This is a genomic window from Noviherbaspirillum saxi, from assembly GCF_003591035.1.
Lineage (GTDB): Bacteria > Pseudomonadota > Gammaproteobacteria > Burkholderiales > Burkholderiaceae_D > Noviherbaspirillum > Noviherbaspirillum saxi.
The window spans coordinates 1,768,202-1,785,705 of record NZ_QYUO01000001.1; the positions used below are offsets into that span (position 1 = coordinate 1,768,202).

Annotated in this window: 8 protein-coding genes; 4 read left to right on the forward strand and 4 right to left on the reverse strand. The window is 57.8% G+C overall.

Going from position 1 to position 17,504, the window contains the following annotated elements; all coding sequences use genetic code 11:
- The first annotated feature begins 69 nt into the window (after window positions 1–69).
- Entirely contained in the window at window positions 70–1,395 is a 1,326-nt protein-coding gene (locus D3871_RS08295) for a hemolysin family protein (protein ID WP_119768456.1), read from the forward strand.
- A gap of 231 nt (window positions 1,396–1,626) precedes the next feature.
- On the opposite strand, the gene D3871_RS08300 is transcribed toward D3871_RS08295, so the two are convergent.
- Together D3871_RS08300 and D3871_RS08305 are read right to left on the reverse strand one after the other, a co-directional pair.
- Window positions 1,627–2,316 (reverse strand): Bax inhibitor-1/YccA family protein, encoded by a 690-nt coding sequence (locus tag D3871_RS08300; protein ID WP_119768457.1) that lies wholly within the window; start codon window positions 2,314–2,316, stop codon window positions 1,627–1,629.
- 752 nt (window positions 2,317–3,068) lie between these two features.
- Window positions 3,069–4,985, reverse strand: coding sequence for an AAA family ATPase (locus tag D3871_RS08305; protein ID WP_119768458.1), 1,917 nt, complete (start codon window positions 4,983–4,985; stop codon window positions 3,069–3,071).
- 629 nt (window positions 4,986–5,614) lie between these two features.
- On the opposite strand from D3871_RS08305, the gene D3871_RS08310 reads away from it, so the two are divergent.
- From D3871_RS08310 to D3871_RS08320, 3 genes are all read left to right on the forward strand, one after another.
- A complete protein-coding gene (locus tag D3871_RS08310; RefSeq protein ID WP_119768459.1) occupies window positions 5,615–6,679 on the forward strand; it encodes a TIGR03032 family protein in 1,065 nt (354 codons plus the stop codon).
- Between the two features lie 89 nt (window positions 6,680–6,768).
- Complete coding sequence (locus tag D3871_RS08315) at window positions 6,769–10,614, forward strand: Ig-like domain-containing protein (protein ID WP_119768460.1); 3,846 nt, start codon at window positions 6,769–6,771, stop codon at window positions 10,612–10,614.
- Window positions 10,615–10,769: 155 nt separating this feature from the next.
- Window positions 10,770–13,286: a sensor domain-containing protein gene (locus tag D3871_RS08320; RefSeq protein WP_158597888.1), complete on the forward strand. Its 2,517-nt coding sequence runs from the start codon at window positions 10,770–10,772 to the stop codon at window positions 13,284–13,286.
- Here D3871_RS08320 and mdoH read toward each other — a convergent pair.
- Together mdoH and D3871_RS08330 are read right to left on the reverse strand one after the other, a co-directional pair.
- A complete protein-coding gene (mdoH, locus tag D3871_RS08325; protein WP_119768462.1) occupies window positions 13,232–15,826 on the reverse strand; it encodes a glucans biosynthesis glucosyltransferase MdoH in 2,595 nt (864 codons plus the stop codon). The two genes, D3871_RS08320 and mdoH, sit on opposite strands and share 55 nt — an antisense overlap.
- The gene (locus D3871_RS08330; RefSeq protein WP_119768463.1) at window positions 15,799–17,337 is read right to left on the reverse strand and encodes a glucan biosynthesis protein G; all 1,539 of its coding nucleotides are present in this window, start codon (window positions 17,335–17,337) and stop codon (window positions 15,799–15,801) included. Before D3871_RS08330 ends, mdoH begins: the two co-directional genes overlap by 28 nt.
- Window positions 17,338–17,504: the final 167 nt, after the last annotated feature.

Genomic DNA, 17,504 nt, shown 5'->3' on the forward strand with positions numbered 1-17,504 from the left:
TTCATGGAGAGTACAATATCGGTCCCTTAACAACAGGAACTGACGGGACAACCGTGTCGTTCTGTAAGAGTGGATATATTAATTATCCTTGGACTCATTCTCCTCAATGGTGTTTTTGCGATGTCCGAGCTGGCCCTCGTTTCATCGAAACGCATTCGGCTACAAAACCTTTCTGACAATGGCAGTCGGGGCGCAAGAGCAGCGCTACAACTGGCTGACCATCCAAGCCGCTTCCTTTCTACAGTACAAGTCGGTATTACCCTGATCGGCATCTTTAATGGTGCCTTTGGCGAAGCCTCACTCGTCGCGCGCCTGGCACCGCAAATCGCAAGTGTTGCGATGCTTGCCGACTACGCCAGAGAGATTGCCCTTGGCATCGTTGTCATCGGAATTACCTTTGCGTCCATCGTTCTCGGTGAACTGGTTCCGAAACGAATTGCAATGCAATACCCTGAAACAGTAGCGACCATGATTGCCGCTCCTATGCAGTGGCTGTCACGCATGGTGTCGCCCTTCGTCAAAATCCTGACAGTAACGACCGACGCCATCATGCGCTTGCTCGGATTGCATCAGCCGAAGGATATGTCGATGACGGAAGAAGAGATCGCCGGCATGATCCGCGAAGGTACGGATGCAGGCGTGTTTGAACGCACCGAGCATGACATCGTTACCCGTGCCTTGCGCCTGGATGACCAACGTCTTGGCGCGTTGATGACGCCACGCACGGATATCGAGTTCATCGACTTGAACGATACCCTCGAACAAACCTTGGCGAAGATTGCCGACAGCCCCTTCAGCCGATTACCTGTTTGTCGTGGCGACCGCTCCAATGTCGTCGGGATTGTCCATGCGGGCGACCTCTTTGAACAAGCAATTCGCGGAAAATCTATTTCCAGCGTTGATATTGAGAAGGCGGTAAAACCAGCGCTTTACGTACCGGAGTCGATCAGTGCGATGGACCTGCTGGAAACACTGAAGAAGAACCGCGCCGAGCTGGCCCTCGTTATTGACGAATACGGGGAAATCGAAGGCATGGTCACGTTAAGTGACGTGATGGGCGCGCTTGTAGGCGATGTATCGGTAGTCGATGATGAAGCGCATGAAGCCGATGCCGTGCAGCGTGAGGACGGATCTTGGCTCATCGATGGCGGCGTCTCGCTCGACCGCTTCCGTGACTTGTTTGACACCGACCTTCGGTTCCCCGAGGAAACTGCTGGCACGTATCACACGTTGGCTGGTTTCGTACTTACCCAACTGGGTCGTATCCCGAGTGTTTCGGAGCATTTTGAATGGGGCGGCTATCGGTTCGAGGTCATGGATATGGATCGGCACCGAATCGACCGATTGCTTGTCTTTAAGAAAGAAGCGCCCGATACACCGAGCGCGGAACAGTAGTTTCCATGTATGTATGGGAACGAACGGGGGCAAAGACAAGACAGTCTTGGCTCCGTTTCGGTTAGATGCGAACACCAAATGTCGAACAATCGATACCCCAGCGCTGGCTCATCACCGCGCATGTCGAGTCGATGGCGGTATTTGAGCTTGCATCGTAGCCAAGGTACACAGATCACCAAACAAAAAAGCCGACCCGTGAGTCGGCTTTTTAGCATCGGATGCACTGCGTCCTTAGTCGCGCTCACCGCCGGCGATGCCCAATAGCTGCAGCAGGCTGCTGAAGACGTTGTAGACACTCAGGTAAATCGCGAGCGTGGCCGTAATGTAATTGGTTTCGCCGCCGTTCACGACGCGCTGTACGTCATACAAAATGAATGCAGAGAAAACTGCAATCACCAGCACCAGGATTGTCAGGTGGAGTGCCGGTATTTGCAAAAAGATATTGGCAACAATCGCAAGCAGCAGTACCAGCGCGCCGGCGAACAGCCATTTGCCCATTCCGGAAAAGTCACGCTTGGAAACGGTGGCGACACTTGCCATCACGGCGAAAATGGCCGCGGTGCCGCCAAAGGCGCCCATGATGAGGCTCGCGCCATTCGAGTAACCCAGGATGTGGCCGATCAAGCGCGACAACATCAGGCCCATGAAAAACGTGAAGCCAAGCAGGATGGCGACTCCCAGCCCGGAATCCTTCGTCTTTTCAATGGCATAGAAGAATCCAAACGCAATCGCGAGAAATAGCATCAGGCCGATAAACGGGCTGCCGGGAAGGAAGGAAAAGCCGAATTGCACGCCGACCCATGCGCCGAGCACGGTGGGAATCATCGAGATGGCGAGCAGCCAGTATGTGTTCCGCAGCACACGATTGCGCGCCACAAGCACTTCACTCGACGGGGTGTATGTCTGCAGGTTCGGATTCATATCGCCTCCATAGGAACGATTATGTCGTTACAAAAGCATAACACGAATAGGATTCCAGTCTTGGGCTGACGTTCTGCCCTATTGCCGCCAAATGTGCAATTCGGTCGGCCCCCGCATGTTGCGCCCCATTATCATTACCAGTGTCATGCCCGCCATCATTGCGTTCAGCGCGGAGCAGCCGTGCATTTGCTCATTCTTCGCAGCCGCAGCGCATTCGCAACTACCGAGACTGAACAGTTCAATTCATGACAAATCGCACAAGCGTAGGGGTTCCTTCTGGTCTGGTATCGCAGACGTCCGGAGTTGCCATGTTACTCCGGAAGAGCAATAAGCACTGAGCCGCCGAATAGCTTCATCAGGAAAGTCGAATGTGTGTTTGGACCGGCTCCGATCCGCGATCGCAGCTACTAAGGAATGGCTGCGTTTCGCTGTCAAACGGACGTTGAGGATCCCTGATCGACCGGCGGCAATGGGTCGGACTTTCGCATTCAATAATCGGAATTGAACGGCCGCTTTCTCGTCTATAACAGCCACTGTTCACGATTACCCATCCCGATAATCCCAGCAATCTCTGCGCCGTCCAAATGAGACTCGGCACCACAGAGAAATTAACTTTTTGACAGGCCTGAGCTACGCTCAGGTGGCCGGATTGATGTATTCATAGACCAGTAATCGAAGAATTCAGTCTGCATAATGAAAAAACCCCGTCGCGCTGGACGGGGTTTTTGTTGTCTTCGATGCAATAGCTCCGATCAGGCCACTTTGCGCGGCGGCTCGGTCAGTTCGGCCAGCAGCGCAAACACTTCATCCTTCGACAAAACATATCGCTCCAGCAGGGTACCGGTGATTGCGCTAATCAATTCCTGGTAACCCTTCATTGCTTCCAGCGTGCGGGTGTACAACTCGTCGGCTTTGCCTTCCACCTGCTTCAGCGCTTCTTCCGGCGAACCTTCGCGCTTGAGCTGAGAGTAGTCGAGCTTGGAACGCGAATACATCGACAGGCGATTCACCATCATGTCCAGCATTGCCGTGACTTTCTGGATATCGTTCTGGCTGCCGGTGGAAATTCCGCGTGCGCCATAGAACAGTTCTTCGGCTGCGACGCCGCCATACAGCTGGATGACATCCTGCTCCAGTTCTTCCAGAGTGCGCAAGGATACGTCGTTGGCGGAAGACAATACGTAACCAAGCGCACCGATCTTCGATACCGACTCGGTACTGATCTTGAGCAGGTTGGATTTTGCCTTGACTTCATCCCAGCTCATGCCCTGGCGCACATAGGGGTCGATCTGCATGAAGAAATGTCCCAGTTCGTGCAGGGCGACGCGCTCGCGCTCCTTGTCCTTTTCGGCCGTGGTTGCACGGTCGGTCAAGCCGATCGACGCGCGCTCGAAAGCGCGGAACAGCACATCGGTCGTGATCAGGGTTTTTTCCTGGATCGCGATCATGCTGGCGCGGTCGACGACGGTTTCAAGCAGGGCAGGGCTGAGGTTTGCAGTGATTTCGGCTACGTAATCGAGGTTCAGGTTGCTCCAGTCTATGCATTCGACATCCTTGCGCGCCAGGAACACGTTCAGCAGTTCGCGGCGCTCGGATTTGTTCGGCAGACGGAAATTGATCTTCACCGAGAAGCGACGCAGCATTGCCTCATCCATTTCGGAAGTCGCATCGTCAAAGTTGGATGCCACGACCCAGATCACGCCCGCGCCTTCATCGCTCTTGATGCCGTCCAGCAAGCCGAGCAGGGTATTCGCGGTGTCGTCATCCCAGCGTTTGTCTCCGCGTCCACGCGGCATGAACAGGCTTTGCGCTTCATCCAGGAAAATAATGCAACGCCCTTGAGCGGCAGCTTTCTTGTAAATCGCGTTCAGCGCTTTCGAACCGCCTCCGACGAAACCGGACTCCAGGCCGGAACCCGAGGCCTGGATCAATGGAATATCCAGTTTCTTGGCCAGGTAGCCGGCCAGCTTGGTCTTGCCGGTGCCGGCGGGGCCGGTCAGCATGACGTTGAATGGCTTGTCGATATTGTGCGAGCGATACAGTTCGCGGTTGACAATCATTTCTTCAAGATGGGCGACTTCTTTCTTGATGTCTTCCATACCGACCAGGTCGTCCATGCTGCCCTTGAGGTTCTCGGGCTTGATCACGGATGCACCGTTTCCCATACCGGGAATGCCTTTGCGCAGGCCTACGAAAAGGAAAGCGAGCAGGGCGATCCCGATCGCATTGCGCGCGAGAAAGGCGCCCGCTTCGGCAAGTGCGCTGCGTTGCGCTTCGGCATCCTGGAGAACTGCCGGATTCGCATTGAGGAATTCATCCTTTGCAATCGCGTAGGGAATAGCATTCTTCAGCAAAACTTCCCGCTCCAGATTGGAATGGGAAGTATTTGGCACCTTGACGACAACAATTTCATCCGCGTCTTTGTACTTGAAGACGTAACGCGGAAAGTCGGACAGCGGCAAGGCAACGAGCAGATATTCAAGGCGATGCTTGTTGGTCGCCAGCTTTGTAATTTCGGAAATATCCTGCGATTGCACAACAGGGTTGGAGTGCGTGGTCAGCGGTTTGTATACCACTGCTGCAACGGTAATAAAGGCGAGCAAAACAGCGATCGTTGCAACAACGTAGCCATTCTTGAAGGACTCGTAGACTTTGGAAATGCTGGGCATGCGTGGTTCCTATGGACGGTCGGAATTGCGGGCAGTAGACAGTCAGGAGCACTGGATGCACGCAAGGTTTCTGGTAAGCAGTAATAGGACAAAGCAAGCGCATTTTGGTTGCTATGCACAAAAATAAAAGTTCAGTTTTTTTTCTATCGAGGCGATAGGGAAATGATGAAATCACGTTTGCCCGAGTTCCGCCGCGTACCGGATTAATCGTTGACCAAACGCAATCTTGCAGGATGCCCCGGTGCTTTAATGAAGTATCAGGTGCGGACAATAAACGGAGGCCAAGATGGTTTCAGCGATTATTCTGTTATTGGCGTTATTCACTGCAGGACTGGTCGTAGGTGTGTTTGCCATGGCCCTGATCGAGTTGAATCAGATTGACGAAATAGCTGGGCACGCTGACTATTCCTCTCAGGAAAACCTTCCCTAAGCAGCATTCTTTTCTTATCCCATTTCGAATTCCGCTATTAAAATTGCGGCAGGCTTTACGGAATTCACGTAAACAACAAAACAAGCTCAAATCATTGCCGCGCATGAAAACGAGACGCCTGACGGGGCAAGTTTGCTTGTAATCTGCTGTCACGAATTGCAGAAAAATCAATAATTACAACCCAACAAAAGAAAACCGCATGAGCGATCAAGCATCCGCCACGCCGCCAGCATTGGAAATTACTACCTCCCGGCAGATGCTGTCCTGGCTGGCCGAGCAAAGCCTGTCGATCGCCCTGACCACTTACCAGATCGGCAAACTGTTTTTCCTCGGCCTGAAGCCGGGAGGCGAGTTGTCGGTCTTCGAGCGCAACTTCAACCGCTGCATGGGGCTGTGTCCGACCGCCGACGGCAACGGCCTGTATATGAGCAGCCTGTACCAGATCTGGCGCTTCGAGAACCTGCTCGAATCCGGCCAGCAGCAGGACGGCTTCGACCGTCTGTACCTGCCGCAGGTCGGTTACACGACCGGCGACCTCGATGTCCACGACATGGCAGTAGATGCGGACGGCAAGCTGGTGTTCGTGAATACGCTATTCGGCTGCCTGGCGACCTTGAGCGACACGCACAGCTTCAAGCCGCTGTGGAAGCCACCGTTTCTGAGCAAGTTGGCAGCGGAGGACCGCTGCCATCTGAACGGGCTGGCGATGAAGGATGGGCACGCCGCGTATGTGACGGCCACCAGCCGGTCGGATGTGGCCGACGGCTGGCGCGACCATCGCGCCGACGGCGGCGTGGTGATTGATGTCGCCAGTAACGAGATCGCGCTGTCCGGGGTGTCGATGCCGCATTCGCCGCGCTGGCACAATGGCAAGCTGTGGCTGCTCGATTCCGGCACCGGTAATTTCGGTTACGCCGACCTTGATGCCGGACGCTTCGTGCCGGTGAGCTTCTGTCCCGGCTACATGCGCGGCCTGAGTTTTCACGGCGACTTCGCGCTGATCGGCCTGTCCAAACCGCGCCACAACAAGACTTTCAGCGGCCTGGGCCTGGACGCCAATCTCAAGGCGCACAATGCTGCGCCGCGCTGCGGGATTCAGGTGATCGACCTGCGTAGCGGAGACGCGGTGCACTGGTTGCGCATGGAAGGTGTGGTGGAAGAGTTGTACGACGTCGTCGCGCTGCCGAATGTCCGCCGACCGATGGCGCTCGGTTTCAAGACCGATGAAATCCGCCGGGTGATCAGCGTGGAGTCGCCGCTGTAATCTGCACGTGCCGGTTTGGGAATAGACCGTAAAATTTATAGCAGTTACCATCGAGAAACGTATTGCCACCGGTTCTCAATGAGGTTCTCATGCACGGCGCTAACCCAAATCTGCCTACGCTGAATAGCGATCAACTCGCCCTGGTTCAACTTTATTTGGCTACCTTCGGGCGTGCGCCGGAAAAAAGCGGTCTCGATTATTGGAGCGCGCGCCTGACCGGCGGCCAGTCGCTCACGGCCATCGTGAACACAGTGTTCAGCCTGGACGTCGTCAAAGCGGTCTATCCCGATGCACTGCCGACGACCGAGTTCCTGACCCAGGTGTATGCGAACGTTTTCGGCAAGACGCCGGATGCCGAAGGCCTGGCGTATTGGGGAGCGCAACTGGCCGCGGGCACCCCGCGTGGCAGTCTGATGCTGGCGATGGTCGAGGCCGGCCTGGGTTGCGCTGACGGCACGCCCGGCAAGGCCTTCCTGGCCAATCGCTATACAGTCGCCTGCCACGCGGTCGAACAGCAGCAAATGCAGCAGCGCGAGATCGACCCGGCGCTGTTGCAGAATATCCACGCCGGCGTGAATGCCGATCCCGACAGCGTGACCGTCGCCACTGACAGGATCGACCATCATAGCGGCGCTCATGTCAGCGGTGCGGTCGCCGATGGCTACATCCGCAACGCGGCCGTGTTTGCCGATACCAACGGCGACGGCCTCCGCAACGCCGGCGAAGCTCAGGGCATCAGTGACGGCAAAGGCCGGTTCGCACTGACCAATGCGCACGGCGCGCTGATCGCGGAAGGCGGCACCGATATCACGACAGGTCAATCCCGTACTTGGGCGTTGAAGGCGGTCGAAGGTGCGAGCGTGATCAATCCGCTCACCACGCTGCAGCAAGCGTTCGTGGCCGCCGGCCACACCGCCGCGCAAGCGCAGGGCTTACTCGCCAAGGCGTTCGGCTTCGATAGCGACAAGATCGACGTCAGCAGCTACGATCCGCTGGCGATCGCATTTGCAAGCGGCGGCACTGACAAGAATCTCGCGCTACGCATGCAAGCCTTGATCGCCAAGCTCGATGGCGTGGTGACAGTCACCAGCAAGGTGCTGGCCGGCGTGGTCGGCGCCGAGAATTTGTCCCTGCATGACGCGGCGAACGCAGTCCTGGCATCGCTGGTTCGCGCGATCCAGGCTGACGCGGATGGCATCGTCGCACTCAATGACCGCGCTTTCCTTGGCGGCATCGTGGCGGACAGTGCCGCCCATGCCACGCATCCGGCTCTGAATGCCGCAACTGGCAAGATCGAGGGCATCGCCGGCGGCCTTGCGCAGGTGCTGGCCGATATCGCCGGCAACATCGACAAGGCATCGAGCGCACCAGCGACGATCTACGACGGGCTTGCGCAACTCGGCAAGGTGCAGGCAGCGGTACAGGGACCGCTGGCCGCCACCTTGGGATGGGCAGCGGCCTACGGTGCGCTGGACGGCGTAGTGCCTGGTTTCACCGGCGCCAGCCTGGAAGCATCGATCCGCGGAATGGTGATTGCGGATCTCGATCCCAACAGCACGGCGGATCAGCCGGCCATCAACACGGCCAATGCCCAGGCCAATGCAGATGTCAATATCGAAGCGCCGGACACCAGCAATCCGACGCTGACTTCCAGCAACCCGGCAGATAATGCGACGGGCGTGGCACTCGGTAGCAACGTCGTGCTCAGCTTTAGCGAAACGGTGACGGCTGGCACGGGCAGCATCGTGCTCACCAATGCCGGTAATGCCGCCGACACGCGCACTATCGCAATCGGCGATGCAACGCAGGTGACGTTTTCCGGCAACACGGTAACGATCAATCCGAGCGCCGACCTGCTGCTCAATGGGAATTACCACGTGCAGATCGCAAGCGGGGTGATCCGGGATATGGCTGGCAATCCCTATGCCGGCATCGCCAACGCGACCACGCTCAACTTCGCCACCCCGGTCAGCGTCATCGCGCTGTTCTCGCTCAACGGCAGCACCGGCTTCCGGCTCAATGGCGCAGCAGCGGGCGACCGATCCGGCAATTCAGTCAGCCAAGCCGGCGACATCAATGGCGACGGCTTCGAGGACTTGCTGGTGGGCGCACACAAGGCCGACGCCAATGGCGTTGATTCGGGCGCCATCTATGTAGTATTCGGCAAGGCGTCGGGCTTTGCATCGAGCATCGACCTGTCCAGCCTGGACGGCAGCACCGGTTTTCGGCTCGCCGGCGCGACGACGGGCGATCAATCCGGTTTCTCCGTGAGCAGCGCGGGCGATGTCAATGGTGACGGCTTCGCCGACCTGGTGATGGGCGCTCGTTTTCCCGACGTTAATGGCGTTGATTCGGGTGCGAGCTACGTCTTGTTCGGCAAGGCGTCGGGCTTTGCATCGAGCATCGACTTGTCCAGCCTGGATGGTAGCAATGGCTTCCGGCTTGCCGGCGCAGCCGGGTACGATCAATCCGGTTTTTCCGTCAGCGGTGCAGGCGACGTCAACGGCGACGGCTTTGCCGATTTGCTGGTGGGCGCATTTGCCGCCGGCAGTTTTGCGGGTGCCGGCTATCTGGTATTCGGCAAGGCGTCCGGTTTTGCGTCGAACTTCAATCTGTCCGATCTCACCGGAAGCAACGGTTTCCGGGTTGCCGGCGCAGCGGCGGGCGACATAGCCGGCGTTTCCGTGAGCGGCGCGGGCGACGTCAATGGCGATGGTTTTGATGACCTGCTGGTGGGCGCATCAGGGGTCGCCGGCTCTACGGGTTCAAGTTACCTGGTGTTCGGCAAGTCATCCGGCTTTGCATCGAACATCAATGTGGCCAGCCTGGACGGCAGCACCGGCTTCCGGGTCGATGGCGTAGCGGCGGGCAATGAAGCCGGCCATTCCGTCAGCGCTGCCGGCGACGTCAATGGCGATGGCTTCGCCGATCTGTTGATCGGTGCACACCGGGTCAATGCCAACGGCACGGCATCGGGCGCCAGTTACGTCGTATTCGGCAAAGCGGCCTTTGACCCCAGCATCAATCTGGCCAGTCTGGACGGGAGCGACGGCTTCCGGCTCGACGGCGCGGCAGCGTACGATCTTTCCGGCGTGTCCGTCAGTGCCGCCGGCGACGTCAATGGTGACGGCTTTGAGGATCTGCTGGTTGGTGCATACGGCGCTCCCAACGGCGGCTACACGGGAGCCAGCTACGTGGTGTTCGGCAAGGCGTCAGGCTTCGCGTCGAGCGTGAGCCTGTCCAACCTGGATGGCAACAACGGGTTTCGGCTCGACGGCGCGGCGGCGGGCGATATTGCCGGCCACTCGGTCAGCGCGGCTGGCGACGTCAATGGCGACGGCTTTGCCGACTTGCTGGTGGGAGCGGAGAGCGCCGATCCCAACGGCAGCGATTCGGGCGCCAGCTACGTGATCTTCGGTGGCAATTTCAATGGCGCGGTGACCTTCCTCGGTACCGACGACAGCGACAGCCGGAGCGGTACCGCAGCGGCCGAACGCTTTGTGGCCGGCAACGGCGACGATACATTGACCGGCAACGGCGGCGCGGATGTATTCCTCGGCGGTGCAGGCAATGACACGATCGCGGTGGCCGATGTCGGCTTCGCCCGCATCGACGGCGGCAGCGGCAGCGATACGCTGGCGCTGGCCGGTGCCAGTCTGCACCTGGACCTGTCGGCGGTGCGCAACCGCATCGACGACATCGAGAAAATCGACCTGACCGGCAACGGCGACAACATACTGACGCTGAGCGTGCATGATGTGCTGAATCTGTCTGGCAGCAGCAACGTGCTGACGGTGGACGGCGATGCCGGTGACACGGTCAATATCGGCCTCGGCTGGACCGACAACGGCATGACCGGCAGCTATCACACTTATACCCAAGACGCAGCGACCTTGTTGATCGGTATAGCGATTGTTGACGTAACAATGATCTAATACCAAGCCTGTCACGTCTTTGGGACGTTTTCAATGACGTTCGAACAACCTTGTAAAGCCGGCACGACAACATGGTCGGACCTTGTCGGCCTACTATTATCGAAGCGGCAACTTTGCGCAGCCCGGTCGGGTTGTCGGTGGTAACATTGCCGCCCATGGGGAAAAGTTTCGTTTTATCGCCGGAAAGCAAAGTCACCGGCACGAGCCTTGAGGCTCGTCGTGCCGTCATGCGTCAGCTGGCCGACCAGGCACGCATTGTGGTTTGGGAAGCCCGTCCCGACGGGACCTGTGTCTATGTCAGTTCCGCAATTGCAGGCCGTCTGGCAAAGAGTCTCGATCTTTCCCATTGGTATGCCTGCATTCATCCTGATGACAGCAAACGCGTTGCCGAATGCGTGAACGATGCCTGCCGCGAGGGGATGGAATATCAGGTCGAGTATCGCATTCTCCGTTCAGACGGTACGGTGCGATGGATGTCGGAGACCGCGGCGCCCAAGCTCACCGCGCAGGGAAAGATCGATGTGTTTGTCGGCACTTTTGTCGATGTGTCCGATAGTCATGAAACCCGTGTCAGACTTGCGCACAGCGAGATGGAACACCGGTTGCTGACCGAAAACGCCTGCGACATGATTTCGCACAGCGATGCCAATGACGTCTATGTCTACGCTTCTCCCTCTCACAAGGACACGCTTGGCTACGATCCGCAGGAACTGATCGGCACGCCGCTTTATGCCTATATCCATCCGGATGATCTGGCAGGCGATACCGCACGACGACCGGGCAAGGCAGGCGGCAAGCGGCGCGGCTTGGTCAATATACGGTTCAGGCACAAGGATGGTTCCTGGGTATGGATTGCCGCAAGCACGCGCACGCTGCGCGACCCGCAAACCGGTGCCAAGCTCGGCATGGTGTCGGTGGCGCGTGAAATTACCGCGCAGATGGAAGCGGAGCGCGAACTCGCACGCCGCGAAGAACGATTCCGCAGCCTGACATCCTTATCTTCCGACTGGTATTGGGAGACCGATCCCCAGCTGCGCTTTACTTTTTTTTCGGAAGGCATCTACAACAAGCTGCGCGTCAGGCCGGAACAGCTGCTTGGTTCGCATTTTGAAGATCATGCACATGACTCTCATGCGCCGGGCTTGCTGGTTTGCCTGGAGAGCATCCGCGCTCGCCGACCATTCCATGATGTAATTTTTCCCGCCGCATCGGATACCGAACCGGAAATCGTTCGCTTCCTGCGTATCTCCGGTGAACCGTTCAGTGAAAACGGCCAGTTCTGCGGTTACCGTGGCGTGAGCCGCGATGTGACCAGGGAGGTAAGAACCGCGAAGGCGCTGGAGCGGCTTGCCACACGTGACATTCTTACCGAATTGCCTAATCGCGCCTTGCTGCAGACGCAGTTGCGGCAACGCCTGGAACAGCGCGAGTCGGACGTTTCCCATGCCGTCTTCTTTATCGATCTCGACGATTTCAAGGAAGTCAACGATTCGCTCGGTCATGCCGCCGGCGACCTGCTGTTGAAGGAAATTGCCGTGCGCCTGAACCAGTGCGTGCGGCCTGACGATACGGTTGCGCGGCTTGGCGGCGATGAATTTGTGGTAGTGGCGGAATGCCCGCGTGCTGATGCCTCCGCCGCGCGCCTGGCAGAGAAGCTTTGCAAGGCGCTGGATCAGCCGATGCTGATCGAAGGCCATGAAGTAAAAGCCAGCGCATCGATCGGTATCAGTATGCACCCGCAGGATGGCAATACCAGCGAATCGCTGCTGCAGAGCGCCGACACCGCCCTGTACCGCGCAAAAGCCCTGGGCGGCAACACCTTCTGTTTCTTCACCGCTGAAATGGGCGAGGCTTCACGCTCGCGGATGCTGATGCAGTCCGCATTGCGCCACGCGATCGCACGCAATGAATTGCAGGTGTATTACCAGCCGCGCGTGCACTTGAAGACCTTCGAAGTCACAGGTGTGGAAGCATTGCTGCGTTGGGCGTCTCCCGAACTCGGCCCGGTTTCCCCAAGCGAATTCATTCCGCTGGCTGAAGAAATCGGACTGATCGACGAAATCGGCGACTGGGTCTTGCGCCAGGCCACGATGCAAGCCCAGCAATGGAACGTTCTGTTCGATAAACCGCTGAAAATTTCTGTCAACTTGTCAGCCCGTCAGATCCGCACCAGAAAATTGCTCGCTTCTGTGGCGGCGGCCTTGCAGGATAGCGGTTTGCCGGCGCAGCAACTGGAGCTGGAACTGACAGAATCTGCATTGATGGAAGACGCCGATGTGGCCGCGGAACTGCTTGCGGCCCTGAAGGCGCTGGGATTGCGCCTGTCGGTTGACGACTTTGGCACCGGATATTCATCGCTTGCCTACCTGTGCCGGTTTCCGCTCGACAGTCTCAAGCTGGACCGGTCCTTTCTGTTGCAAGTGCAACCGGACGACATCGGCCGCTGGAAACTGGCGGAAGCCGTGATCAATCTCGCGCACACGCTGGGGCTTTCCGTCGTAGCCGAAGGCGTGGAAAGCGCCGAACACCTGGCTTTTCTGCGCACGACGTCCTGCGATGAAATACAGGGCACCTGCATCAGCGAACCGCTGCCCCGGCATTTGGCTGAAAAACTGCTTCAGGGAGTCTTTGCCAGTGGTTCACTTTCCGGCATCTCCGGAACGACGCGATAAATCCGGTCGCGCCATTCCGGATGCGCAAGTGCCGAACTCCATACCTTGAAATGCAGCTGCGATAGTGCCAGCGGGTCGTCCAGCAAGACACGATATTGCGCCGGCTGCAGCGTAGCCGGGCCTTCGCGCAACGCCGTATCGGCCAGTACGCTGCGCTCCGTTCGTGCGGAGGAGGGCAGGCGTGGATGAGCACGCGCCCCGCTGCAGACAACCGCATTCAACAGCGGATCAACGACGGCATCGACAAAATCGGGCGTACTGCTTGTCGCTTTGGCATAGTCATAGGTCGCCTTCAGCTCTGTCGGCGGCTCGGCTTCTTCAGGAATCAGAAACAGCTTCGCACGCCGGAAACTGCGACCCAATGAAACCCTGCTCGATAGCACCGACAGCGGAGCCGACAATGCGAGTGCCCCGGCAATCGGCAATAGCCACCAGAGAAATGAGGGATTGAGAAAATACACCACGACACCCCATGCCAGTCCGAACACCATGTGCAGACCGTGCTTGCGGAACGCTTCTCCCCAGGTGGTTTCGGAATCCTCGCGCGGCGGCGAGTTCCAGCGCATTTCCCAGCCGAGAAAGGCCGCGGTCACGAAAACCGTGTGGAATAGCATGCGTACCGGTGCCAGCAGCATGGAGAACAGCAGTTCGATCAGCATGCTGACCGTCAGCCGGAATTTACCGCCGAACAGTTCCGCACCGTGCGAGGCAATCAGGAGCACGCTCAGGATTTTGGGCAGGAAAAGAATCGTGGCCGTGGCGCTGAACAAGGCAAGCGCTTTTTCCGGGTGCCATTGCGGCCAGATCGGAAACAACTGCCTGGGCGCGACAAAATACTGCGGTTCGACCAGGGTGTGAATGGCCAGCATGCCTGTCGACAACGCGAGGAATAACAGCCACAACGGGGCTGAAAGATATGCCATCACGCCGGTCACAAAGACTGCGCGATGCACGCGATGCATGCCACGCGCGGTAAAGAGCCTGAAATTCATCAGGTTGCCGTGGCACCAGCGGCGATCCCGTTTCAACTCGTCGAGCAGATTGGGCGGCATTTCCTCATAGCTGCCTTCCAGGTCGTAGGCGATCCAGACCGCCCAGCCGGCACGGCGCATCAATGCTGCTTCGACGAAATCATGCGACAGGATTTCACCGGCCAGCGATCCGCGCCCCGGCAGCGGCGCCAGCGCGCAATGCCGGATGAAGGGCGCCATCCGGATGATGGCGTTATGCCCCCAGTAATGCGACTCTCCCAGTTGCCAGTAATGCAGGCCTGCGGTAAACAAGGGCCCGTACACCCGCGTCGAAAACTGCTGGATACGCGCATACAAGGTGTCGCGTCCGGCAGCACTGGGCGCCGTCTGGATAATGCCGGCACCGGGATTGCCTTCCATCATTTTCACCAGAGTGGTCAGGCAATCGCCGCTCATCACGCTGTCCGCATCCAGCACGATCATGTAGCGATAATTGCTGCCCCAGCGTCGGCAGAAATCATCGATGTTGCCGCTCTTGCGTTTGACGCGCCGACGGCGGCGACGGTAGAAAATGCGGCCGAAACCATCAACTGCCTGACAAAGCCCGCGCCATGCATCCAGTTCCGCGACGCAGGTATCGGGATCGTTGCTGTCGCTCAGGATAAAGAAGTCGAATCGCTCGATATCACCTGTCTTGAGCACCGATTCATAGGTCGCGCGCAAGCCCGCCATGACGCGGATGACGTCCTCGTTGCAGATGGGCATGACGATCGCGGTGCGGGCACCGGCCGCGATCGGGGCGTCGGCGACATCACGGCGCGAAATCATGAACGTGTCCCTGCCGCGCAGGATGACCAGAAAGCCGGCCATCGCAGTCCAGAAGCCGGCGGACACCCAGCAAAACAGCACGGCGAACAAGGTCAGCACAGCCATTTCAAGCCTGGTTCCTCCCTGGTAGGGCAACACCTGGCTCATGAACCAGGTCGCCGCCGCAGTCTGGCTTAGCATCAAAACCAGCAGTACCAGACGCCGGATATTGCCCTGATGCTGCCAGCGACCACGCGGATCGGGTGCATCCACCACATCGTGGTGTGCCGCTTCCGGCAAGGCTGCCGGCCAGGCTTTTCTTGCGGCGCCGTCGTGGCGGCGTTCCACCCAATGCCGACGCTGGCGCATCAAGGCGTTTGCCCAACGTTTCAAGGGATTGAGCGGGGTCCAGGGATGAGGAATCATCGACTGCCGGCTGGGCGGCGGGGCGATACCCGGCGTATTCTGTTGTTGCGTGTCCGCCGGCTCAGTAGTGAGCTTGGCATTGCTTACGCCCGATGCAAGCGCTGCGCGGACCGGGACGGAAGCGAATGCGGGATTGTCTGCTTGCCCAGGCGATCCGGCCAGGGCTTCGTGCAACGCCGTTAATGCTTCGGCTTCATCGGTCGCTGCCGCGGCATCAATAGCCGCGGCAGCGGTGCGGCGTGCATCCGGCTGAAGTTGCAGCCGATCAAGATAACGCTCGCAGAGGGGCGAGCTGCTGTAGACACGTTTTAGTCGGGCGGAAGAATGTAGCTCCACGTTTCAGATAAGGTTGTATTGTTATTGCGTAAGTATCCACGCAGTTCCACCGGCTTTTTTTCATCGGTGCGCTTGAACCGGATTGCCGTGCGCCAGCCTCCGGTCATTTCATTGCGATACGTATTTATTTCAAGCACTTTCGCGTTGCCGTCCACGGTAATGTTCGCTTCAGGCTTTGCGTTATCGTCCAGCTTCTTCAGCGCCGGCCCTTCAAAATCGACAAACAGGGCAATACTGTCGTCGGGCTTGCGCAGATAACCATGACCACGTCGTGTCTGCGTTACCCATGACAAGGGAGGGCGCTTGTCGGCATCCTTCTGCCAGTACATCCGATATTCCAGATCCAAGCCGACCCCTGGTTTGGGAGCGACGTCAGGTACCCAGAACGCAACAACGTTGTCGTTGGTTTCATCCGGCGTTGGTATCTGTACCAGTTCGATGCGTCCCGGCCCCCAGTTTCCCCGCGGTTCTATCCATGTACTGGGACGGCGTTGATAATGTGCTTCGAGGTCTTCATAGCTGGAAAATTCCCGGTCGCGTTGCATAAGTCCAAATCCCAGCGGATTGTTTAACGAAAACGAGGTAATTAGCAGCCGTTTCGGATTGGCGAGCGGGCGCCATATCCATTCACCGGTACCCGCCTGTATCGACAGACCATCGGAATCATGCACTTCGGGACGATAATCATCGACATTCGGACGATGGTTTTCACCAAAGAAAAACATGCTGGTCAGCGGAGCGATGCCCAATTTGGAAACGTTCTCGCGCAGGAACAGTTGCGACTTTACATCGATCTGTGTGTCGGGACCGGGCTTGACGACAAACCGGTAAGCACCGCTTACGCGACGCGAATCGAGCAGCGCATAAATGGTCAGTTCCTTGGAAGTCGTTTCAGGCCGCTCGACCCAGAATTCGACGAATTGCGGAAATTCTTCCCCTGATGTCAGCGCGGTGTCGATGGCAAGGCCACGTGCGGACAAGCCATATAGCTGGTTTTTTCCGACCGCACGGAAATAGCTTGCGCCGAGAAAGACGACGACTTCGTCCTTGTACCGATTGGTGTTGAGCGGATAGTGGATGCGGAAACCGGCAAAGCCAAGATTGGTCAGCTCTTTCGGATTGAGGTTGTTCGCGCCGTAGTTGAACAGCTTTGGATCGAAGCGGATTTCCTGGACATTCTTGCCGATGACTTCATGGATTTTTACCGCGCTTTCGAAGAACAAGCCCTGGTGGAAGAACGCGAGTTCGAAGGGAAGCTTCGCGCTGCGCCAATGCGATTTTTCCGGATTGAAGCGAATATCGCGGTACTGATCGTAGCTCAGGCTTTCCAGACTTTTGGGAATGTTTTTCGGCGGTTTTGCGTAAGGGTTGGCGGCGAGTGCCTGTGCCTTTGCGGCGACGTCGGGAAAACCGAAGGCGAGGGCGGCGCCGACCGGAAGAAAGGCCATCGCCAATGCCAGCATGATCAGACGGCATCGCGATATCGTATAAAGAAGCAAATTCAGATGCATTGGATCCGCTATGTACTGTAGTGGACCTCAATGTTGCCATCTTTGCACAGTGCGCTTTTGACACCGGGCAATGGACTGCCGTTTTCCTGGAGATAGATGTCAGGGCGAATTCAATTGCCTTGAAATGCGCCGTTGTCGTGATGGGAAGGAAGTACTGATTGAAACCG

Excerpts from the sequence above, each read along its gene's own strand:
- D3871_RS08300 (WP_119768457.1), bottom strand. The coding sequence starts at position 2,316 with ATGAATCCGAACCTGCAGACATACACCCCGTCGAGTGAAGTGCTTGTG.
- D3871_RS08305 (WP_119768458.1), bottom strand. The coding sequence starts at position 4,985 with ATGCCCAGCATTTCCAAAGTCTACGAGTCCTTCAAGAATGGCTACGTT.
- D3871_RS08310 (WP_119768459.1), top strand. The coding sequence starts at position 5,615 with ATGAGCGATCAAGCATCCGCCACGCCGCCAGCATTGGAAATTACTACC.
- D3871_RS08315 (WP_119768460.1), top strand. The coding sequence starts at position 6,769 with ATGCACGGCGCTAACCCAAATCTGCCTACGCTGAATAGCGATCAACTC.
- D3871_RS08320 (WP_158597888.1), top strand. The coding sequence starts at position 10,770 with ATGGGGAAAAGTTTCGTTTTATCGCCGGAAAGCAAAGTCACCGGCACG.
- D3871_RS08330 (WP_119768463.1), bottom strand. The coding sequence starts at position 17,337 with ATGCATCTGAATTTGCTTCTTTATACGATATCGCGATGCCGTCTGATC.